Here is a 21772-nt window from a genome sequence, read left to right as displayed (position 1 = left end):
CAAATCGGGCGGGTCCTTATGCCCCCACGGTCTCGCGGGATGTCACCGCCGCGCGCACCATTCGCTTGAGTTCGGGCACACACGAGCCGCAGTTGGTGCCGCAGCGCAGGCGGCCTTGCAGCGCGGCGAGCCGCTCGGCTTCGCTGCCGACGGATTCGCGCAGAGCACAGTCAATGGTGCTTTCGCTCACTCCGAAGCAGCTGCACACCACCTTGCCCCTGGAACTGACGCCCGCCGGCGCGGTGGCGCCGGGACGCAGCAGCTGGCGGCCGAGCGCCTGGGCCGGCAGGCCTTGCTGCAGCAGCGGCTTGATCCAGGCTTCTGCGCGCGTGTCGCCGCCGAGCAAAACGGCTTCGAGATGCGCATCGCTGCCGGCGCGCACGAGCCGCGCGGTGCGGCGCTGGCCGTGCCGGGCATCGACGTAGCGCAGCGAGTCCACGGCATCCAGGCCGAGCAGCTTCTCCATGTGCGCCAGCAGTGCGTCCGGCGCCGGGTCATGGCCGGCGGCACGAAACAGCACGCCGCTGCGCTCCGGGTCGCCTTCCGGCGACAGCGCGCCGCCCGCGCTGAAGGGCACGCAGCTGGCAAACGGAAATTCCTTCATCAGTGCCCGCGCCGACTGCAGCGCCTGCAAGGCACGGTCGGCCGGCAGCCAGGCCATGGCCAGCAATCCCCACGGCAGTTCTGCCTTCAGCACTTTCACCGCCGTGTGCTTGAGCTCGGGCTGCTTCGAGTCGGGGCAGAAGGCCGGCGTGGTCAGGGCGTTGATGCCGGCCAGCGTGTCGCCGGTGGACGACCGTCCGCTCAAGTACTCGCCGCCCCAGTGCATGGCGACAAAAGTCTGGCTGCGGCCCATGTCTTCGCTGGCCTGCGCGGGCATCACGATGCTGCCGCGGCGCGAGGTGAGGTAGACCAGGTCGCCGTCCTTCAGGTCGCGCTGCGCCATGTCGTGCGGATGCAGCTGCACAGCCGGCTCGGCCACATGGCCGAACAGGCGACCGAGCGTGCCGGTGCGGCTCATGCCGTGCCACTGGTCGCGCAGGCGACCCGTGTTGAGCGAGAAGGGGTAGCGCGGCTCACGCTGCTCGGCGGTGGGCTGGTAGGGCGCGGCCACGAAACGGGCGCGGCCGTCCGGCGTGGCAAACACGCCGTCTTCGTAGAGCCGCGTCTTGCCGATCTGGCGCCGCGATGCGCTCGGGTTGCCATAGACGCCGGCGGCACGGTCCGAGGGACACGGCCATTGCTGCGGGCCGTCGGTGTCGAGCATGGACCAGGAAAGGCCCGTGATGTCCAGATCGCGCCCCCGCGTCGATTCGCGGTGCTCGTTCCAGATGGCCTCGGCACCAGGCTCGCTGTCCGGCGCATACGGAAAGAGAGAAGGGCGCGCCCCGTGGACAGGCAGCAGCGCCTCCAGCCGGCGCGCGAAATCGCCGGCGATGGACCAGTCGTGCCGCGCCGCGCCGGGGGGCGGCACGGCGGGCCGCACGCGCGAGATGCGGCGCTCGCTGTTGGTCACGGTGCCGGTCTTCTCGCCCCAGGTGGTGGCGGGCAGCAGCAGGTCGGCGTAGGCGCAGGTGGCGGTGGTGGCGAAAGCTTCCTGCACGACCACCAGCTCGCAGCGCTCCAGCGCCCGGCGCACCGTGCGCTGGTCGGGCATCGATTGCGCAGGGTTGGTGCAGGCGATCCACAAGGCACGGATCTCGCCGTCGGCGGCGGCCTGGAACATTTCCACCGCCGTCTTGCCCGGCTTGTCGGGCACCTGCGGCACGCCCCACAGCGCAGCCACCTCGGCGCGGTGCTGCGCATTGGCCAGATCGCGGTGCGCCGAGAGCAGGTTGGCCAGCCCGCCCACTTCGCGCCCGCCCATCGCGTTGGGCTGCCCGGTCAGGGAGAAGGGGCCGGCGCCGGGCTTGCCGATCTGTGCCGTGGCCAGGTGCAGGTTGATGAGTGCGGTGTTCTTGGCGGTGCCGCTGGACGACTGGTTCAGGCCCTGGCAGTACAGGCTGAGCGTGGCCGCGGAGGTGGCGAACAGGCGTGCCGCTTGCAGCAGGTCGTCTTCGGAGATGCCGCAGATCGCCGCCACCTTGTCCGGCGTGCAGTCGCGCACCGTGGCCTCGAGCGCATCGAAGCCGCTGGTGTGGGCGGCGATGTAGTCCGGCCGCGTCCAGCCCTTGCGCAGCATCAGGTGCAGCATGCCGTGGAACAGCATGACGTCACTACCGGGCTGGATGGGCAGGAACAGGTCGGCGATCTCCGCTGTGTCGGTGCGCCGCGGGTCGGCCACCACGATCTTCATCGCGGGGTTGGCGCGCTTGGCGTCCTCGATGCGCCGGAAAAGAATCGGATGTGCCCAGGCCGCGTTACTGCCCACGAAGAACAGGCACTGCGCATGGTCGAAGTCCTCGTAGCAGGCGGGCGGGGCGTCGGCGCCCAGCGTCTTCTTGTAGCCGGCGACCGCGCTGCTCATGCACAGGCGCGAATTGGTGTCGATGTTGTTGGTGCCAATCAGGCCCTTGGCCAGCTTGTTGAAGACGTAGTAGTCCTCGGTCAGCAATTGGCCCGACACGTAGAAGCCCACGGCGTCGGGACCATGCTGGCCGATGATGCGTGCGAACTTCGACGCAGCCATGTCCAGTGCGCCGTCCCAGCTGATGCGCCGCGGCTCGCCGCCGCGCTCCAGTCGTTGCATGGGCTGCAGGAGCCGCGCCTGCCGCGTGACTTCCGCGGCCGCCGTCAGGTGCAACGTGGAGCCCTTGGTGCACAGGCGGCCGAAGTTGGCCGGGTGCTCGGGGTCGCCGCGAACGCCGATGATCTGCGCGCCGTCGGATTCGATGATCACACCGCAGCCGACGCCGCAGTAAGGGCAGGTGGATCTGGTTTCAGCCATGGAGGTCCGCTTCACCGAACATCAGCCTGTCGCGGATGCCGCTCACATCGCTGCCTTCGCACAGCAGCCTGAAGTACCAGCTGCCGTCCATCGTGTCGCCGTACAGGCAGGCGCCCACCAGCTTGTCGTCCTTGATCACCAGCTTCTTGTAGACGCCGCCGAAGGGGTCGTTCATCACGATCTCCTCGCAGCCTTCGCCACCCATGAACTCGCCGGCGCTGAACAGGTCGATGCCGGTGACCTTGAGCTTGGTGGAAGTCAGCGAACCCGCGTAGCGGCCGGTGCCGAACTGGGCCAGGTGGTTGGCCGCCACCTTGGCCTGCTCGAACAAGGGCGCCACCAGTCCGTAGGCCACGCCGCGGTGCTGCGCGCATTCGCCCACCGAGTAGATGCGCGCGTCGGTCACCGTCTGCATGGTGTCGTTCACCACGATGCCGCGCTCGCAGTGCAGGTGCATCTGCTGGGCCAGTTCGATGTTGGGGCGGATGCCCACGGCCATCACCACCAGGTCGGCTGGCAATTCGGTGCCGTCCTTGAAGCGGATGGCGCGCACGCGCCCGGCCTCGTTGCCCAGCAGCGCCTGTGTCTGCGCGCCGAGCATGAAGTGCAGGCCGCGCTCTTCCAGCGTCTGCTGCAGCAGCCTGCCGGCGGTGCCGTCGAGCTGGCGCTCCATCAGCCAGTCGCAGGCGTGCACGACGGTCACGTTCATACCGCGCAGCGCCAGGCCATTGGCCGCTTCCAGGCCCAGCAGACCGCCGCCGATGACCACCGCGTTCCTGTGCGTGCGGGCGGCGTCGATCATGTAATCGGTGTCGGCAATGTCGCGGTAGGCAATCACGCCCGCGAGTTGGTTGCCGGGCACCGGCAGCATGAACGGGTTGGAACCGGTGCAGACCAGCAGCCGGTCGTATCCGGCCTCGGTGATCTCGCCCTTGGCATCCACGGCGCGCACGACGCGCCGGATCCGGTCCACCTCCACCACCTTCTTGCCGGCATGCAGGGTGATGCCGTTTTGCGTGTACCAGGCCCAGCTGTTGAGCACGATCTCGTCGATCGTCTGCTCGCCCGCCAGCACCGGCGACAGCATGATCCGGTTGTAGTTGGGATGCGGCTCGGCGCCGAAGACGGTGATGTCGTAGAGGTCCGGCGCGATCTTCAGCAGCTCTTCGATCGTGCGCACGCCGGCCATGCCGTTGCCGATCAGTACGAGCTTGAGCTTTTTCATGGGCAACACCTGTGCAATGGAGCCTGTCGCGCTCAGGCGCGTGCGGCGGCCACGCCGTCGGCCGCCATGCGTGCGCGTCCGCCCTTTTCCGCCCACGTGCGGGTCCAGCGGACCTGCATGACGCGCATCACGCCGAGCATGATCAGGGCCAGCAGTGCGAAGAAGACAAAGCCCCAGGCATAGCTGCCCAGGTACTGCTTCGAAAGACCCATGGCATTGGGCACCAGTCCGCCGCCCAGCGCGCCGATCTCGCCGATCATGGAACCGGCCACCGCCGTGCTCGCGGGCCAGCGCAGCGGCACCAGCTGGAATAGTGCGCCGTTGCCAGCGCCCAGTGCCGCGAAGCACACGACAAGCAGCAGCGTGGTGACGACCAGCGACGACGAGGCCAGGCCCACCAGACCCAGCGCCGCGGCCACCACCATCAGCACCAGCGTCAGTGCGTTCACCCCGCCCCAGCGGTCGGAGATCCAGCCGCCGAAAACACGCACCGCTGCGCCCATGAAGGCCGCCAGCATGGTCAGCTGGCCCGCCTGCACCTTGCTCACGCCGAATTGCTCGTAGTAGTAGGAGGGCAGGAAGGTGGTCAGGCCGATGAAGCCGCCGAAGGTCACGCCGTAGATCAGGCTGAACACCCAGCCGTCCTTCTCGAACAGGCAGGCGACGTGCTCGCGCAGGCCGGCGTGGGTGTCCACGTCGGGCGGTTCCTTCGCGAACATCACCATGACGAGCATCGGCACCAGGATGGCGCAGGCGGCCACCGCGTAGACGCTCTGCCAGCCCAGCCATTGCGCGAGGGGCGGCGCCACCAGCACGGACACTGCCGTGCCGACGTTGCCGGCGCCGACCAGGCCCATGGCCAGCCCCTTGTGCTGCGGCGGAAACCAGCCCGCGCCCAGCGACAGCGCCACGCCGAAGCTGGCGCCAGCAATACCCAGCAGCACGCCCATGGCCAGCAGCCCGTTGAAGCTGTCGACCATGAAAAATCCGAAGAGCATGGCCACCGCGATCAGGCCCATCTCGACCAGCGTGGCGTTCTTGCGCCCGATGTATTGCGACAGCACGCCCAGCGGAAAGCGCATGAGCGCGCCGGCAATGATCGGCACCGACAGCATCAGGCCCTTCTGCGCCGGCGTGAGGTCGAAGCTTTCGCCAATGAAGGGCGCCATGGCGCCGTTGAGCACCCAGATGCAGCACGAGAACGCGAAGTACAGGAAGGCTGCGAACAGGGTGGGCCCGTGGCCCGATTTCAGAAAGTACTTGAAGCTGGTCATGGCTTTTCAGTGCGACGGAATGCCAGGGCCCCGGCCAAACGGAAGGCCGATGCGCCTGGCAGTGTGGGAGGGGGCGCACCGGGAGCGAGCGCCCGGGCGGGTCGGTGTGCCCTGCGCGGCTGCGCAGGCCGGGGTGCGTATGCCGCACCTCCTTCACCAAAGCGGTGCTTCGTTACACCGTGCCCGATCTCACGCAAGAGCCATGCCTGAACTTGAAGGCGGGTCTGGCCTATGCTCGTGGCCTTGCCATGGCCTCTCTTCTTCTTGTTTTTCCCAGCGAAACGAGTGCGGCAGGTGCATCCGCCGCCTTGCGCGCGCTGCTGGCAGGCACCGAGTTCGCCAACCCGGATGAAACGACCTGCCGCAGCATGGTGCGCAAGGCCGCTGCTGACGCACCGCGACAGATCCTCCTGTGTGCCACGCAAGGCGCCGAAGAGCCCGCGCTGCTCGATGCGCTCAAGGCCTGGCAAGGCAGGCCGCCTTGCGCGTTGAGCCTCGCCTGCGGGTCGGTGCCGGCAGATGCGGTGCAGTGGGTGGAGTGCGGCGTGCATGCCTGGGCGCCGCTTGGCGAGCTCGATGCGGTCCGCCTGGCGCGCTTGCTCGCCGAGGCACAGGCGCGCTGGCAGCGCGAAGCCGACCTGCGCGCCGAAATGCACGCCTTGCGCACCCGCCTGGACGAACGCAAGTGGATCGATCGCGCCAAGGGATTGCTCATGTCGGCGCGTGGCATCGGCGAGGACGAGGCCTTCGTGCTGCTGCGCGGTGCCGCCATGCATGCCAACCTGCGGTTGGGCGAGGTTTCGCGCTCGTTGGTGGAGGCTGCGCAATGGGCCGAGGCCATCAATCGCGCGGGCCAGTTGCGCATGTTGTCGCAGCGCCTGGCGCGGCTGGCGGCGCAGGAACTTGCCGGCGTCGATGTTCGGCGCGGGCGGGTGCTGCGCAAGGAGTCGGTGCAGCGGGTACAGCAGAACCTGGAACACCTGGATAGCCTCGGACTGGACTCCCGGGCCGCGCACAGCCTGGCACAGGTGCGCCGCGCCTGGGAACCGTTGGCCTCGGTCCTTGACGAGCGTGCCGCCCCGGCAGCGCTGGCCGAACTCGACGAGCGCGCCGAGGCCCTGCTGGGCGCCGCCGAAGCCCTGACCGGTGCGCTGGAAGCCACCGGCGCCCGTCACGCCCTGCGCATCGTCAACATCTGCGGCCGCCAGCGCATGCGCGCCCAGCGCCTGGCCAAGGATGCGCTGCTGGCCTCGCTGCTCGGCTCCGACGCGGTGCGCGCCCGTCTCACGCTGACCATGGACGAGTTCGAAGCCGCCTTGCTCGATCTCGAGCAGACACCGCTGAGCTCGGCCGAGATCCGCGCCACCCTCGCGCAGGCGCGCGACGAATGGCTTGTGCTCCTGGGCGGCGTGCGCAATGCCGACAGCGCCGACGGCCGCACGGCGCTGGTGCGCGCCAGCGAGGCGCTGCTGCTTCGCTTCGACCAGCTCACCGCCGCCTACGAGCGCAGCCTGCAGGTCATCATGTCCTGATCGGCCGCTGGGGCGCGTGCGCATGGCGGCTGCCCCGGCGTCCTATGCGGCCACCTTCTCCACGTGCGCCTGGCGCGTATAGAGGAAGTCGATCACCGCCTTGCGGGCGTGGACGTAGGCCGGGTCCTCCGCCAGTTCCACGCGGTTGCGCGGGCGCGGCAGCGCCACCTGCAGGACTTCGCCGATGGTGGCGCCCGGACCGTTGGTGAGCATCACGATCTTGTCGGACAGCAGCACCGCCTCGTCCACATCGTGCGTCACCATCACCACCGTGCTGCGCGTGTTGGCGACGATGGCCAGCAGCTCATCCTGGAGCTTGGCGCGGGTGAGGGCGTCCAGCGCGCCGAAGGGCTCGTCCATCAGCAGCACCTTGGGCTCCATCGACAGCGCCCGTGCAATGCCCACGCGCTGCTTCATGCCGCCGGAGATTTCGCCGGGGCGCTTTTGCGCCGCAGCGGTGAGCCCCACCAGCGCCAGCGCCGCGTCGGTGCGCGACCTGAGCTGGGCCTTGCCTTCGCTCGCGCCGAAGACGCGCTCCACCGCCAGGTAGACGTTCTCGAAGCAGGTGAGCCAGGGCAGCAGCGAATGGTTCTGGAACACCACGGCGCGGTCCGGCCCGGGTCCGCGAATCTCCCGGTTGGCGCACAGCAGCGTTCCTTGCGTGGGCGCGGTGAGCCCTGCAATGAGGTTCAGCAGCGTGGACTTGCCGCAGCCCGAGTGGCCGATGAGCGTGACGAACTCGCCCTTGGCCACGTCGAGGTCGATCTTCTGCAGCGCGAGGAAACTGCCCTTGGCGGTCTTGAAGCGCTGCTCCACGCCGCGGATCTCGATGTACTTCTCTTCGTTCATGCCTTGACCTCTTCGAAAGTGAATGCGGTGGCGATGCGAATCAGCGCGAACTCGAGCAGCAGGCCGACGATGCCGATGACGAAGATCGCGATGATGATGTTCTTGACGTTGAGGTTGTTCCACTCGTCCCACACCCAGAAGCCAATGCCCACGCCGCCGGTCAGCATCTCGGCCGCGACGATCACCAGCCAGGCCGTGCCTACCGCCAGGCGCACGCCGGTGAGCATGTAGGGCAGCACCGCGGGAAAGAGGATCCTGGTGAGCACCTTCCATTCCGAGAGCTGCAGCACCTTGGCCACGTTCATGTAGTCCTGCGGCACGCGCTGCACGCCCACCGCGGTGTTGATCACCATCGGCCAGATCGAGCAGATGAAGATGGTCCAGATGGCGGCCGGGTTGGCGCCTTTGAAAACCAGCAGGCCGATGGGCAGCCAGGCCAGCGGCGACACCGGCCGCAGCAGGCTGATGAGCGGATTGAACATGCGCGAGAGAAAAGTGAAGCGCCCGATGGCAAATCCCGCCGGAATGCCGACCGCCGCCGCCAGCCCGAAGCCCAGCGCCACGCGCTGCAGCGACGAGAGCACGTTCCAGCCCACACCCTGGTCATTGGGTCCCTTGCTGTAGAACGGGTCGCTGAACACTTGCAGCGCCTGCTTCCAGGTCTCGGCGGGCGACGGAAAACCGCTGGTGCTGCGCAGCGCCACCAGTTCCCACACGAGCACGAGCAATGCGATGCCCAGTAGCGGCGGGAGCACGCGCAGCCAGATCCAGCTCCAGTCGCGCGGCGTGCGCGGCAGTGGCGGCTCGGAGAACGCGGGCACGAAGGGCTGCGCAGGGGCCGCGGCCTTTGCAGTGGCTGCGGCCGGCGCAGGCATGGCACGCGCAGCCTCCAGCGGTGAGTGAAATACGGCACTGACCATGGTGATGTGCTCCATTCAAGAGTTTCAGGTGCCGTAGACCTTGAAGGCATCGGCGTATTTCTTCGGGTCCTTGCCGTCCCACACCACCCCGTCGAAGAGCTTGCTGGTGCGAAGCGGGTCCTTGGGTACCGGCGTCTGCGTGGCGGCGGCGGCCTGCTTGTAGATGTCGATGCGGTTGATCTCGGTGGCCACCTTCAGGTAGTCGGGGTGGTCCTTGAGCAGCCCCCAGCGCTTGTGCTGCGTGAGGAACCACATGCCATCCGACAGGTAGGGGAAGGTCACCGCGCCATCGGCATAGAACTTCATGTGGTTGGGGTCGTCCCAGCTCTTGCCCAGGCCGTTGACGTAGCGGCCCAGGATGCGCTGGTTGATCGCATCGACGCTGGTGTTCACGTAGCTCTTGTCGGCAATGGTCTCGGCCATCTTGTTCTTGTTCTGCAGGCCGGCATCGATCCACTTGCCCGCCTCGATGATCGCGGCCGTCACGGCGCGTGCCGTGTTGGGATGCTTCCGCGCGAAGTCACCCGTGGTGCCGAGCACCTTCTCCGGATGATCCTTCCAGATGTCCTGCGTGGTGATGGCGGTGATGCCGATGCCGTCCATGATGGCGCGCTGGCCCCAGGGTTCGCCCACGCAGTAGCCGTCCATGTTGCCCACGCGCATGTTGGCCACCATCTGCGGCGGCGGCACGGTGATGACCTTGGCGTCCTTCATCGGGTTCACGCCGCTGGCCGCCAGCCAGTAATACAGCCACATGGCATGCGTGCCCGTGCGAAAGGTCTGGGCAAAGGTGTATTCGCCCTTTTGCGCGGCCATCAGCTTGGCCAGCGACGGGCCGTCGACCGCGCCTTTGTCGGCCAGCTTCTTCGACAGCGTGATGGCCTGGCCGTTGTTGTTGAGGGTCATGAGCACCGCCATGTCCTTCTTCGGGCCGCCGATGCCAAGGTGCACGCCGTACACCAGGCCATACAGCACGTGGGCGAAGTCCAGCTCGCCGTTGACCAGCTTGTCGCGCACGCCGGCCCAGCTGGCTTCCTTGCTGGGCACGATCTTCACGCCGTACTTCTTGTCGATGCCCAGCACCGAGGCCATCACCACGCTGGCGCAGTCGGTGAGCGGAATGAAGCCGATCTTCACTTCTTCCTTCTCGGGCTTGTCCGAGCCTTGCGCCCACACAGCCGCGCGCAAGGCCGGGTCGATGCCCAGGGCGCCGATGGCCGCCCCTTGCAGTACGCGTCGGCGGCTGAGGCCGGGTTTCTTCGGAAGCTGCTGCGAATCGTTCATGGGACGGGCTCCAGGGGGTGATGACGAAACAAAAAAGGCGTCCGCATCACGGCAAGTGCGCTCGCGAACGAGCCCTTGCGGGATGGGGACGCCTTTGTCCTTTTGTGCAGGCGACACCCATCGTTGGATGTCTCCCGTTGCTCAAGAAGGCCTTCGATGGCCTTTGCGCTTTTCGTTTGCAAGCCCCGTGCCAGGGACTGGCCGGCCTCGGGCAATCAGCGCAAGTGCCTGATGCATCGGGTCAATGCAGGGTATGGCGCGGCGCGCGCCGGGTGCCGGCGGCTGTTGTGCAATGCACCAAAGCGGTTCTTGCTGGCCTCAGCGTGCTGCATCCTTGGGCAGAAACTCGGCCATGGCCAGCACCGACTCGGCCACTTCCACCAGGCGCCGCTTCTGGTTCATGGCGGTCTGGCGAAGCATCTTGTGCGCCTCGTCCTCGCTCAGGCGCCGGTGCGCCATCAGCAGGCCCTTGGCGCGCTCCACGACCTTGCGCTCGGTCAGCGCCGTGCGAACCGTTTCCAGCTCGTCTTCCATGGCCTGCAGGCGTTGGGCCTGGTCCTGCACGAGCTGGAGGATGGACCGTTCCAGATGCCGGCCATACGGCGGTGTCGAGCCCTCGGAGGCGGCTGCGGGCGCTTGCAGGTCGGGGGCGCCGAAGAAGAAGTCCGCCTGGTTGGCCGGAGCCTGCTCCGCCCAGCGGGAGAGCAGCTGCTCGTGTGCCTGCAGTTCCGCGCGGGCCTGTGCGGTGCGGCTTCGCGAGAGCTCCCGCAATTCGGTGGCCAGGAGGGCCTCGATCTCCTGCATGGCGTCGATGCGGCGCGTGCAGCAGTCGAACCAGTACAGGCTCAGCTCCGCGTCGAGCGCGGTACCGGCCGGCGCGCTGCAGGCAATGCGGCGCAGGCGCTCCAGCTCGGCCAGTTGCGCGGGCGACTGGCTGGCGAGCCAGCGCGACGCCAAGGTGGGGCTGGCGAATTCGGCAAAGGTGTGAAAGCAGGCCTCCTGCGACGAGATCAGCTGCAGCCACTGCTGCTGGCGTGCCGCTCCGCTGCGCCCGCAGCCGAAGGCGGCGGCGCCGCAGGCGCGCTCCTGTCCGGCGAATTCCTTGCCCTGCATGAAGTTGAACATGGCCACCAGGCGGCGGGAGATCTCCGGGTCGGTGGCGCCGTCGGCCGCTTCGAACACGACCGCCAGCAACCCGGCCACGAGCTTGGCGAATGCAGCCGTGGCCTGCGCCGCATCGAACGCCAGTGCACCGATGCGCTGGCGAAGCGCCGGCAGTGCGTCCAGGCCCGGCAGCACCCAGGCGATGCGCGAGAACAGCCTTGCGCCGTTGACGCTGTGGCGGCGGCGGTCCGCAGCCAGCGCATCGAAGCCGGCGCGCACCGCTTCTTCGCAGGCCAGGCATTCGCGGATCTGCGCCTCGCGCCGCTGCGCGAATCGTTGGCCATGGGAGGCCAGCAGGCCGTTCGAGAGCCCCCGCTCGCGCTGCAATGCGTGAATGAGCCGGCCGATGTCCGCCACCAGCTCGCTGGTGCGCGCAAGCTCCTCGAGCGCGTCGATCTCGCAACGCAGGGCTGCGATCAGGAAGTTCAGGCCGGTGCTCATCGTTGCGCAAGGGAATCATGAGCCGTCGAGCAACATTCATGCCCTGCGATGCCATCGGGAGGGCGAATGCCCTTTTGCATGCCTGCGCGGTGGGGCGCGCCTAAACTCCCCGGATGCTTGTTCTGGGAATCGAATCCTCCTGCGATGAAACCGGCGTGGCGCTGGTCGAGGCGCACGGCGGCGCGCCGGTGCCGCGCCTGCTCAGCCATGCCCTGCACAGCCAGATCGCCATGCACCAGGCCTATGGCGGCGTGGTGCCCGAACTGGCCAGCCGCGACCACATCCGCCGTGTGCTGCCGCTGGCCCAGTCGGTGCTGGCCGAAAGCGGCCGTGCGCTGGGCGAGGTGGACGTGGTGGCCTACACCCGCGGCCCGGGGCTGGCGGGCGCCTTGCTGGTGGGTGCGGGCGTGGCCTGCGCCCTCGGGGCGGCGCTCGATCGGCCGGTGCTGGGCGTGCACCACCTCGAAGGGCATCTGCTCTCGCCCTTCCTGAGCGCCGATCCGCCCGAGTTTCCGTTCGTTGCGCTGCTGGTGTCGGGCGGCCACACGCAATTGATGGAAGTGGACGGGGTGGGGCACTACAAGGTGCTGGGCGAAACCATCGACGACGCGGCCGGCGAAGCCTTCGACAAGAGCGCCAAGCTGCTGGGCCTGCCGTACCCCGGCGGCCCCTGGCTGGCCAAGCTGTCGGAAAGCGGCAGCGAGACCGCCTTCAAGCTGCCCCGCCCGCTGCTGCACAGCGGCGACCTGGACTTCTCCTTTGCCGGACTCAAGACCGCCGTGCTGACCCAGGTGCGCAAGCTGGGCGACGAACTCGAAGCGCACAAGAGCGACCTGGCGGCGTCCACGCAGGCCGCCATCGTCGAGGTGCTGCTGAAGAAATCCTTGTCGGCGCTGGACAGGACCGGCCTGAAGCGCCTGGTGGTGGCCGGCGGCGTGGGCGCCAACAAGCGCCTGCGGGAGCAATTGAATGCCGCCTGCGCCAAGCGGGGTGTGTGCGTTCACTACCCGGAACTGCACCTGTGCACCGACAACGGCGCCATGATCGCCATGGCCGGCGCCATGCGCATCCAGGCCGGGCTGGAGCAGCCCCAGCCGCGCTATGCCTTCGACGTCAGGCCGCGATGGCCATTGGACGCATTGCCGGTCGCGGCATAGCCTGACCGAGCGCGGGCACCGGCAGCACGTCCAGTACCTTCTTCCAGAGCTTGGACCACTGGGGCCAGTCGTGGCCGCCTTCGGTGGTGAAGACGCGGTCCGAGGGCAGGGCGTCAGCCAGCAGCTTGTGGTTGGACGCGAAGCGGTCGGCCAGCCCGAAGCCCAGGTAGAGCGGCGGCAGCTGCTTCTGCTTCGCATGCTTGGAGTCGGCGTACTGCTGCAGCCAGGGCCAGAGCTTGCGGTCCACTTCCTCGTCGGGCAGCGGGCCGGTGGGCGCCTTCCAGGCGCGCAGGCCGCCGGCCTTGTGGATCTCGGCGCCCAGCGGGCGGCGGCCCAGGTAGGGGGCCAGGGCGACGATGCCGTCCACGAAACCGGGACGGGCCAGTTCATGGATCAGCGCGCCGAAGCCGCCGATCGAGATGCCCACCAGCCAGATGTTCTTGTAGCCGCTGGCCCGCTGGGGCTTGAGCACGTCGGCATCCAGCCGCTCGATGAAGGTCTGGTCGTAGTAATAGGAGACATCCGCATGCACCAGGAGCACGTCGGCGGCCAGGTCACGCTCCCGAACCGCGCTCACGAATCCCTCCCGTTCGAACTCGTCGGGGTGAAGGAAAGCCCCCGGCAGGAACACCATGAGTGTGTCCGAGCGTGAGGACTTGCTCGCGGGCATGAGTTGCGTATCCATTGGTTTCCTTCGCGTCAAGTGCCATTCGATGACGAAGCGATACCCCTGCTGAATACTTCACCGAACTGGCATCAAAGAACGTGTAGCTTTGGGGTATAGGCCACATGTTGTATGGATTATTGTGAATCCGTCACAAAAAGGAACGGCAACTAAAGGTTACATACGACGGATTGGCGCAACAATGAAAAAGCCCGCCAGAGGCGGGCTTGGGGCGCTGCCCCGCGTATTTGCGGGGCTTTGCGAGGGATTGCCGGGGCCGGGCCGGCTCAGTTGATGGCCAGCTGGGCGACGTTGCTCACCGGAGCTTTTTTGGCCAGCTTCAGGGTCAGCACCCCGTTTTCCAGCTTGGCTTCGCTGGCGGCTGCGTCCACTTCCAGGGGCAACTCGTAGGCCGCCTTGATCTGGCGCTTGGCTTCGGCCTTGCTTTCGATGCGGACCACGGCGCCCTCGATGCCGATGCTCAGCTCTTCACGCGAGAGTCCGGGCACGTCCAGCGACAGCGTCCAGCTCTTGTCGTCCTGCTCGAACTGCAGGCCACGCTGCGCGGGTGCGGCAGCAGCGAAGGCGTCGTTGAAGAAGCGCTCGAAGCTGCGGTCAAAGGCGCGGGGCGAATAGCTGCGGGCGCGGACGGTGGGGGCGAAAAACATGAGGTACTCCTTCGGATGAATTGCAACTCGGGACAAAGGTGTGTCCCTTACACTGCGCGGCCTTTCAACCATGAGTGCCGCATGACTCCAAATCTGGGCGCGGCGCAGAGAGTTTCAAGACTGTGATTCCCAAAGTATTTCGGCGCCGCCAGGCCTTGAAAATGGGGGCGGCGACGCTATTTGCGAACGCCCTTGCCATCGGCTCCAGCCCGGCGCGGGCGCAGGCCGGCGCGCCCATCCGGCTGGCCATGGTGGAAAGCCTCAGCGGCCCCTTTGCCAATGCCGGAGAGGCCGTCTACCGCAACCTGCTCTGGGCCGTCGAGCGGGTCAACCAGCGCGGCGGCGTGAAGCTGCCGGGCGGCGCGCGCATGCTGCAGCTCGACCGCTACGACAGCAAGGGCCTGAACGAAGAGGCGCTCTCGGCCCTGCGCTCGGCCATCGACGATGGTTCGCGCATCGTGCTGCAGGGCAATTCGTCGGCCATGGCCGCGGCCATCCTCGATGCCGTCGAGAAGAACAATGAGCGCGACCCGTCGCGGCGTGCGCTCTTCCTCAACTATTCGGCCGTGGACCCTGTGCTCACCAACGAGCGCTGCAGCTTCTGGCATTTCCGCTTCGACGCGCATGCCGACATGCGGGTGACGGCGCTGATGCAGGTGATCGCCGACGACAAGTCGGTGCAGAAGGCCTACCTGATCGGGCAGGACTACAGCTTCGGCCAGGCGGTGCTGCGGGAGTCGCGCCGGCAGCTGGGCGTTCTGCGCCCCGACATCCAGATCGTCGGCGACGAACTGCATCCCATGGGCCGGGTCAAGGACTTTGCGCCCTACGCCACCAAGATCATGGCCAGCGGCGCGCAGGCGGTGATCACCGGCAACTGGGGCAACGACCTCACGCTGCTGGTGAAGGCCGCGCGCGAGGCGGGCTACCAGGGCAAGTTCTACACCTTCTATGGCAATGCGCTGGGCGCGCCGGCGGCCATCGGCGATGCCGGCATCGGCCGCGTGATCGCGGTGGCCGACTGGCTGCCCAACGTGCAGACGCCCGAATCGGAAGCCTTCTACAAGTCGTTCCGCGCGCGCTTTCCCAAGCCGGCGGACGACTATGTGCACATGCGCATGCAGCTTCTGATCGAGGCGCTGGCCCAGTCGATCGAGAAGGCCGGCAGCACCGATGCGGCGGCGGTGGCGCGCGCCATGGAAACGGCGGACGTCACCCTGGCCGGCCAGCGCGGGCGCATGCGCGCCAGCGACCACCAGTTCCAGCAGTCGCTGGTCATCGGCCAGATGGAGCGGCAGGGCACGCCGGGCGTGAAGTTCGACGTGGAAGGCTCGGGCTACGGCTTCAAGGTCATCAAGACCATTGCCGCCGAGCGCGCCGAGATGCCCACCACCTGCCGCATGCAGCGGCCCTGAAGGATTGTTGAAGAGCAGACATGAGACAAGCCATCGAAAACCTCGAGGCCTCGCGCATCCGCGAGGTGGCCAATGCGGGGCTGGGCCGTGACAGCGTGCTGGCCTTCTGGTTCGGCGAAAGCGACGAGGTCACGCCCGACTTCATCCGCCAGGCGGCCATCGATTCGCTGCACAAGGGCGAGACCTTCTACGCGCACAACCTCGGCCTGCCCGAACTGCGCGAGGCCGTGGCCGGCTACATGAGCCGGCTGCACCCGCGCATCGACGCTGGGCGCATCGCCATCACCTCGGGCGGCGTCAGTGCGCTCATACTGGCGGTGCAGGCGCTGGTGGATCCGGGCGACGAGGTGGTGGCCATCACGCCGGTGTGGCCCAACCTCACGGCGCAGCCGGCCATCATGGGCGCCACGGTGCGCTGCGTGCCGCTGGTGGCCCGGCAGGGCGAATGGGTGCTGGACCTGGGCGCGGTGCGAGCCGCCGTCACTGCGCGCACCAAGCTGCTGATCGTCAACGCCCCGAACAACCCCACCGGCTGGACCCTGTCGCGCGCCGAGCAGGAGGCGCTGCTGGCGCACTGCCGCGAAACCGGCACCTGGATCCTGGCGGACGAGGTGTACGAGCGGCTCTACTACGAGCCCACCAGCAATGGTTGCGCGCCCAGCTTCCTTGACATTTCCGAGCCCGAGGAGCGCCTGGTGGTGGTGCACAGCTTCAGCAAGAGCTTCCTGATGACCGGCTGGCGCCTGGGCTGGCTGGTGCTGCCGCCCTCGCTGGTGGACGCCATGGGCAAGATCATCGAGTTCAACACCTCCTGTGCCAGCGTGTTCACGCAGCGCGCCGGCGTGGTGGCCCTGCAGCGCACCGACGAGGTGACGCCGCGGGTGGTGGCGCACCTGAAGAAGTGCCGCGACACCCTGGTGCCCCTGCTGGCCCAGGTGCCGGGCGTGAGCGTGGCGCCGGCGCGCGGGGGCATGTACGCCTTCTTCCAGCTGCAGGGCTATGGCGACTCGCTGGCGCTGGCCAAGCGCCTGGTGCTCGAGGCCGGCATCGGCCTCGCGCCGGGCGCCGCCTTCGGCGCCGAAGGCGAGGGGTGGCTGCGCTGGTGCTTCGCCTCGCACGACCTGGGCCGCCTGGAAGAGGGGGTGCGGCGCCTGCGGTCCTGGCTGGCAAGCCAAGCCGGCCGGTAAGGGTGTCCGGGGGAGTTTGGCGGGTCGGGCTATAATCCCAGGGTTTTGCATCTCGCAAAGCGCACGACAGGGGCAGTTCCAGCCCCTGCCGCAAGTCAAACATCCCGGAACGAAGGAAACCAAACCATGATCGCAGCCTCCGTCAAGGCCGAAGTCGTCAAGGACAACGCCCGCGCCGCCAACGACACCGGCAGCCCGGAAGTGCAAGTCGCACTGCTGACCGCCCGCATCAACGAGCTCACCCCCCACTTCAAGCAGCACGCCAAGGACCACCATGGCCGCCGCGGTCTGCTGCGCATGGTGAGCCGCCGCCGCAAGCTGCTGGACTACCTCAAGTCCAAGGACGCCGACCGCTACACCGCGCTGATCGCCAAGCTGGGTCTGCGCAAGTAAGCGCCACCAAATGCGAAAAACGCCTGAGTTAGCCTGCTAGCTCAGGCGTTTTTCACTTCGGAGCCGCCAACAGAGCGAAGCTGTGTCATTCCAACGAAGCCCTGCCAAGGGCTGCGCTGGAATGGCATCGTGTTCTGAAGGGCGCTCCGACCCAATGCGGATCCGCACGGATCTGCTGTCAAAACAGGAGCAAAACATGAGCCTCTTCAACAAAGTCACCAAGTCCTTCCAATGGGGCGACAAGACCGTCGTCATGGAAACGGGCGAAATCGCGCGCCAGGCTTCCGGCGCCGTGCTGGTCAACATCGACGGCACCGTGATCCTGGCCACCGTGGTGGCCTCCAAGTCGGCCAAGCCCGGCCAGGACTTCTTCCCGCTGACCGTCGACTACATCGAGAAGACCTACGCCGCCGGCAAGATCCCCGGCAGCTTCTTCAAGCGCGAAGCCAAGCCCAGCGAGCTGGAAACCCTCACCTCGCGCCTGATCGACCGCCCGATCCGCCCGCTGTTCCCCGAGGGCTTCCTGAACGAGGTGCACGTGGTCGTGCACACCGTGTCGCTCAACCCCGAAGTCGATGCCGACATCGCCGCCATGATCGGCGTGAGCGCGGCCCTGTCGATTTCCGGCGTGCCCTTCAACGGCCCGATCGGTGCCGCCCGCGTGGGCTACATCAACGGCCAGTACGTGCTCAACCCCGGCAAGACCGCCCGCGCCGATTCGCAGATGGACCTGGTCGTGGCCGGTACCGAAGCGGCCGTGCTGATGGTCGAGTCCGAAGCGCTGCAGCTGTCGGAAGAAGTGATGCTGGGCGGCGTGGTGTTCGGCCACGAGCAGGCCCGCGTTGCCATCAACGCCATCCATGAGCTGGTGCGCGACGCCGGCAAGCCGGTGTGGGACTGGCAGGCCCCCGCCAAGGACGAAGCCTTCATCGCCCAGGTCAACGCCATTGCCGAGCCCAAGCTGCGCGCGGTGTACCAGATCCGCAGCAAGCAGGCCCGTACCCAGGCTCTGCGCGAAGCCAACGCCAGCGTGGCTGCCGAACTGACGGCCCAAGGCGTCGAGTTCGACGGCGCCAAGCTGGGCGACCTGCTGTTCGAGATCGAGGCGCGCATCGTGCGCAGCCAGATCCTGGAAGGCGAGCCCCGCATCGACGGCCGCGACACCCGCACCGTGCGCCCCATCGAGATCCGCAACAGCGTGCTGCCGCGCACCCACGGCTCGGCCCTGTTCACCCGCGGCGAAACGCAGGCGCTGGTGGTGACCACGCTGGGCACCGAGCGCGACGCGCAGCGCATCGACGCGCTGGCCGGCGAATTCGAAGACACCTTCCTTTTCCACTACAACATGCCTCCCTTCGCCACTGGTGAAGTGGGCCGCATGGGTTCCACCAAGCGCCGCGAAGTGGGCCACGGCCGCCTGGCCAAGCGCGCGCTGGTCGCCTGCCTGCCGACGAAGGAAGAGTTCCCCTACACCATCCGCGTGGTGTCCGAGATCACCGAATCGAACGGCTCGTCGTCGATGGCTTCGGTGTGCGGCGGCTGCCTGTCGATGATGGACGCCGGCGTGCCCATGAAGGCGCACGTGGCCGGCATCGCCATGGGCCTGATCAAGGAAGGCAACCGCTTCGCGGTGCTGACCGACATCCTGGGCGATGAAGATCACCTGGGCGACATGGACTTCAAGGTGGCCGGTACCACCAACGGCATCACCGCCCTGCAGATGGACATCAAGATCCAGGGCATCACCAAGGAAATCATGCAGGTCGCCCTGGCCCAGGCCAAGGAGGCGCGCATGCACATCCTGGGCAAGATGCAGGAAGCCATGGGCGAAGCCAAGACCGAAGTGAGCAGCTTCGCGCCCAAGCTCTTCACCATGAAGATCAATCCCGAGAAGATCCGCGACGTGATCGGCAAGGGCGGCGCCGTCATCCGTGCGCTGACCGAGGAAACCGGCACGCAGATCAACATCGACGAAGACGGCACCATCACCATTGCTTCGACCGACAGCGCCAAGGCCGACGAGGCCAAGCGCCGCATCGAGCAGATCACCGCCGAAGTCGAGATCGGCAAGGTGTACGAAGGCCCGATCACCAAGATCCTGGACTTCGGCGCGCTGGTGAACCTGCTGCCCGGCAAGGACGGCCTGCTGCACATCAGCCAGATCGCCCACGAGCGTGTGGAGAAGGTGACCGACTACCTGAGCGAAGGCCAGATCGTGAAGGTCAAGGTCCTCGAGACCGACGACAAGGGCCGCGTGAAGCTGTCGATGAAGGCGCTCGCAGAGCGTCCGGCCGGCATGGGCGACGAGCGTGAGTTCCGCGGCGACCGTGGTGATCGCGGCGACCGGGGCGAGCGCGGTGACCGTGGCGAGCGCCGCGAGCGCCCGCCCCGCGAAGACCGCCAGCCGCGCAACAGCGGCGAGACGGCCGACGCCGCAGCCGAGCAGCAGCAACAACAGCAAACGCTGCCGGGCACCGAGCAGCAAGGCTGATCGAGCAACGGCCGGCTTGCCTTCAGGGCGCGCCGGCCGTCATGCCATCTGAAATTGCAACGAAGCTGCCTGCGTCCCAGGCACAACGAGCCCAGAAACACCATGAAAGCCATCGAGATTGCGTCCTACGGTGCGCCCGACATGCTGCGCGAGGCTGAGCGCCCCGCGCCGGTCGCGGGTGCCGGCGAGCTGCTGATCCGCGTCGCTGCCAGCGGCGTGAACCGGCCCGACGTGTTGCAGCGCAAGGGCCACTACCCGGTGCCGCCGGGCGCCTCCGATCTGCCGGGCCTGGAAGTGGCTGGCGAGATCGTGTCGGGCGACGAGGCCGCGCTGCGTGAAGCCGGCTTCAAGGTCGGCGACCGCGTCTGCGCGCTGGTGGCCGGCGGCGGCTACGCGCAGCTTTGCGTGGCGCCCGTGGCGCAATGCCTGCCGGTGCCCAAGGGCTGGAGCGACGTCGAGGCGGCTTCGCTGCCCGAGACCTTCTTCACCGTGTGGAGCAATGTCTTCGACCGCGGCCGCCTGCAAAAGGGCGAGACCCTGCTCATCCAGGGCGGCACCAGCGGCATCGGCGTCACGGCCATCCAGCTGGGCAAGGCCATGGGGGCCACGGTGATCGCCACCGCGGGCAGCGACGAGAAGTGCGAGGCCTGCCGCAAGCTGGGCGCCGACCATGCGATCAACTACAAGAGCTCGGACTTCGCCGCGGAGGTCAAGCGCCTCACCGGCGGCAAGGGCGCGGATGTGATCCTGGACATGGTGGCTGGCGACTACGTGGCGCGCGAGGTCGAATGCCTGGCCGACGACGGCCGACTGGTGATCATTGCGATCCAGGGTGGCGTCAAGAGCGGCTTCAATGCCGGCGACGTGCTGCGCCGGCGCCTGACCATCACCGGCTCGACGCTGCGTCCGCGTCCGGTGGCCTTCAAGGGTGCCATCGCGAAGTCGCTGCGCGAGAAGGTGTGGCCGCTGCTCGAGGGCGGTGCGGTGCGCCCGGTGATCTACAGCACCTTTGCGGCCGGCGGCACGCCCACCGGCGCGAGCCAGGCGCACAGCCTGATGGAATCGAACCAGCACATCGGCAAGATCGTGCTGACCTGGTAAGAGATGAGAGAAATGCACAAGAAGAAGCTCATTGCCGGCAACTGGAAGATGAACGGCAGCCTGGCTGCCAACGAGGGCCTGGTGAAGGCGCTCGCGCAAGGCGTCGGTGCCCCTGCCTGCGACGTGGCCGTGTGCGTGCCGGCGCCCTACCTGGCGCAGGTGCAGGCGCTGGTGCAGGGCACGCCCATCGCGCTCGGCGCGCAGGACGTGTCGCAGCACGAGCAGGGCGCCTACACCGGCGAGCAGTCGGCTGCCATGCTGCGCGAATTCGGGGTGCGCTACGCCATCGTCGGCCACTCGGAGCGCCGCCAGTACCACGGCGAAAGCGATGAGCTGGTGGCCGCCAAGACGGCCGCGGCCCTCAAGCACGGCGTGACGCCCATCGTGTGCGTGGGCGAAACGCTGGCCGAGCGCGAAGGCGGCCATACCGAGGACGTGGTCAAGCGCCAGTTGGCCGCAGTCATCCACGTCAATGGACACTGCATCAGCGAGATCGTGGTCGCCTACGAGCCCGTATGGGCTATCGGCACCGGCAAGACGGCCACGCCCGAGCAGGCGCAAGCCGTGCATGCGCTGCTGCGTGCGCAGTTGCACCACGCGGCCAGCGACCACGCCGCCGGCATCCGCATCCTCTACGGCGGCAGCATGAACGCCGCCAATGCGGCCCAGCTGCTGGCCCAGCCCGACATCGACGGCGGATTGATTGGCGGCGCCTCGCTCAAGGCGCCCGACTTTCTGCAGATCATCGCGGCCGCGCGCTGAAAAAGCGCCTGCGACCGCCAGTTACGAATTTAGGAGTCCAAGCGAATGAACGTGTTTATGAACCTGCTGGTCGGCATCCAGATGCTGGCTGCTCTGGCCATGATCGGCCTCATCCTCATCCAGCACGGCAAGGGGGCCGACATGGGTGCGGCCTTCGGCAGCGGTAGCGCCGGCAGCCTGTTCGGTGCCAGCGGCAGCGCCAACTTCCTCTCGCGCACGACGGCGGTCCTGGCGGCGGTGTTCTTCGGCTGCACCCTGGCGCTGGCCTACCTGAGCCACTCGCGTCCGTCGACCGGCGGCGGCAGCCTGCTCGAGCGTTCGGCCACCCAGCCTGCGCCCGCAGCGCCGGCGGCACCCG

Annotated in this window: 17 protein-coding genes and 1 pseudogene; 9 read left to right on the top strand and 9 right to left on the bottom strand. The window is 67.6% G+C overall.

What is annotated here, in order from left to right; genetic code table 11:
* Positions 1 to 16: 16 nt before the first annotated feature.
* The 3 genes and pseudogenes from VSO01S_RS13910 to VSO01S_RS13900 all read right to left on the bottom strand — a co-directional run bounded on the left by VSO01S_RS13910 (position 17) and on the right by VSO01S_RS13900 (position 5386).
* Positions 17 to 2887 carry a nitrate reductase gene (locus tag VSO01S_RS13910; RefSeq protein WP_068643357.1) on the bottom strand — a complete coding sequence of 957 codons (2871 nt, stop codon included), beginning with the start codon at positions 2885 to 2887 and terminating at the stop codon, positions 17 to 19.
* A gap of 1 nt (position 2888) precedes the next feature.
* Positions 2889 to 4112 (bottom strand): annotated as a pseudogene (locus tag VSO01S_RS13905) (NAD(P)/FAD-dependent oxidoreductase); the annotation flags it as partial.
* 32 nt (positions 4113 to 4144) lie between these two features.
* Positions 4145 to 5386 (bottom strand): MFS transporter, encoded by a 1242-nt coding sequence (locus tag VSO01S_RS13900; RefSeq protein ID WP_068643356.1) that lies wholly within the window; start codon positions 5384 to 5386, stop codon positions 4145 to 4147.
* Positions 5387 to 5634: 248 nt separating this feature from the next.
* Here VSO01S_RS13900 and VSO01S_RS13895 point away from each other — a divergent pair, with 248 nt between their 5' ends.
* Positions 5635 to 6918 (top strand): ANTAR domain-containing protein, encoded by a 1284-nt coding sequence (locus tag VSO01S_RS13895; protein WP_068643355.1) that lies wholly within the window; start codon positions 5635 to 5637, stop codon positions 6916 to 6918.
* Positions 6919 to 6960: 42 nt separating this feature from the next.
* Here the strand turns inward: VSO01S_RS13895 and VSO01S_RS13890 are convergent, their stop codons facing one another.
* From VSO01S_RS13890 to VSO01S_RS13875, 4 genes are all read right to left on the bottom strand, one after another.
* On the bottom strand, positions 6961 to 7767 hold the full coding sequence (locus VSO01S_RS13890; RefSeq protein WP_068643350.1) for an ABC transporter ATP-binding protein: 807 nt from the start codon (positions 7765 to 7767) through the stop codon (positions 6961 to 6963).
* Positions 7764 to 8687: a nitrate ABC transporter permease gene (gene ntrB / locus VSO01S_RS13885; RefSeq protein WP_068643410.1), complete on the bottom strand. Its 924-nt coding sequence runs from the start codon at positions 8685 to 8687 to the stop codon at positions 7764 to 7766. The genes VSO01S_RS13890 and ntrB overlap by 4 nt, the downstream gene beginning before the upstream one ends.
* Before the next feature lie 24 nt (positions 8688 to 8711).
* Positions 8712 to 9971: a CmpA/NrtA family ABC transporter substrate-binding protein gene (locus tag VSO01S_RS13880; RefSeq protein ID WP_068643348.1), complete on the bottom strand. Its 1260-nt coding sequence runs from the start codon at positions 9969 to 9971 to the stop codon at positions 8712 to 8714.
* Positions 9972 to 10289: 318 nt separating this feature from the next.
* Positions 10290 to 11576 (bottom strand): nitrate regulatory protein, encoded by a 1287-nt coding sequence (locus tag VSO01S_RS13875; RefSeq protein ID WP_068643347.1) that lies wholly within the window; start codon positions 11574 to 11576, stop codon positions 10290 to 10292.
* Between the two features lie 113 nt (positions 11577 to 11689).
* Between VSO01S_RS13875 and tsaD the strand changes: the two genes are divergently transcribed.
* A complete protein-coding gene (gene tsaD / locus VSO01S_RS13870; RefSeq protein WP_068643346.1) occupies positions 11690 to 12733 on the top strand; it encodes a tRNA (adenosine(37)-N6)-threonylcarbamoyltransferase complex transferase subunit TsaD in 1044 nt (347 codons plus the stop codon).
* On the opposite strand, the gene VSO01S_RS13865 is transcribed toward tsaD, so the two are convergent.
* Together VSO01S_RS13865 and VSO01S_RS13860 are read right to left on the bottom strand one after the other, a co-directional pair.
* On the bottom strand, positions 12690 to 13418 hold the full coding sequence (locus VSO01S_RS13865; protein ID WP_068643344.1) for an alpha/beta hydrolase: 729 nt from the start codon (positions 13416 to 13418) through the stop codon (positions 12690 to 12692). The two genes, tsaD and VSO01S_RS13865, sit on opposite strands and share 44 nt — an antisense overlap.
* Before the next feature lie 266 nt (positions 13419 to 13684).
* The gene (locus VSO01S_RS13860) at positions 13685 to 14065 is read right to left on the bottom strand and encodes an Hsp20/alpha crystallin family protein (RefSeq protein ID WP_068643342.1); all 381 of its coding nucleotides are present in this window, start codon (positions 14063 to 14065) and stop codon (positions 13685 to 13687) included.
* A gap of 161 nt (positions 14066 to 14226) precedes the next feature.
* On the opposite strand from VSO01S_RS13860, the gene VSO01S_RS13855 reads away from it, so the two are divergent.
* The 7 genes from VSO01S_RS13855 to secG form a co-directional block, all read left to right on the top strand.
* Positions 14227 to 15480, top strand: a complete 1254-nt coding sequence (locus tag VSO01S_RS13855; protein ID WP_174544733.1) for a branched-chain amino acid ABC transporter substrate-binding protein — start codon at positions 14227 to 14229, stop codon at positions 15478 to 15480.
* Positions 15481 to 15500: 20 nt separating this feature from the next.
* A complete protein-coding gene (locus tag VSO01S_RS13850) occupies positions 15501 to 16667 on the top strand; it encodes a pyridoxal phosphate-dependent aminotransferase (RefSeq protein ID WP_068643339.1) in 1167 nt (388 codons plus the stop codon).
* A 126-nt stretch (positions 16668 to 16793) separates the two neighbouring features.
* On the top strand, positions 16794 to 17060 hold the full coding sequence (gene rpsO, locus VSO01S_RS13845; RefSeq protein ID WP_068643336.1) for a 30S ribosomal protein S15: 267 nt from the start codon (positions 16794 to 16796) through the stop codon (positions 17058 to 17060).
* 196 nt (positions 17061 to 17256) lie between these two features.
* On the top strand, positions 17257 to 19551 hold the full coding sequence (gene pnp, locus VSO01S_RS13840; RefSeq protein WP_068643334.1) for a polyribonucleotide nucleotidyltransferase: 2295 nt from the start codon (positions 17257 to 17259) through the stop codon (positions 19549 to 19551).
* 102 nt (positions 19552 to 19653) lie between these two features.
* Positions 19654 to 20652 (top strand): NAD(P)H-quinone oxidoreductase, encoded by a 999-nt coding sequence (locus tag VSO01S_RS13835; protein ID WP_068643333.1) that lies wholly within the window; start codon positions 19654 to 19656, stop codon positions 20650 to 20652.
* A gap of 12 nt (positions 20653 to 20664) precedes the next feature.
* On the top strand, positions 20665 to 21414 hold the full coding sequence (gene tpiA, locus VSO01S_RS13830; protein ID WP_068643332.1) for a triose-phosphate isomerase: 750 nt from the start codon (positions 20665 to 20667) through the stop codon (positions 21412 to 21414).
* 45 nt (positions 21415 to 21459) lie between these two features.
* The coding region (gene secG / locus VSO01S_RS13825) for a preprotein translocase subunit SecG (RefSeq protein ID WP_068643406.1) at positions 21460 to 21772 on the top strand (313 nt) is incomplete at its 3' end.

It is taken from the genome of Variovorax soli NBRC 106424, assembly GCF_001591385.1.
GTDB classification, from domain to species: Bacteria; Pseudomonadota; Gammaproteobacteria; order Burkholderiales; family Burkholderiaceae_C; genus Variovorax; species Variovorax soli.
The sequence above is the reverse complement of the archived record's forward strand: the minus strand, read 5'-3'. Positions and strand labels throughout refer to the sequence as shown.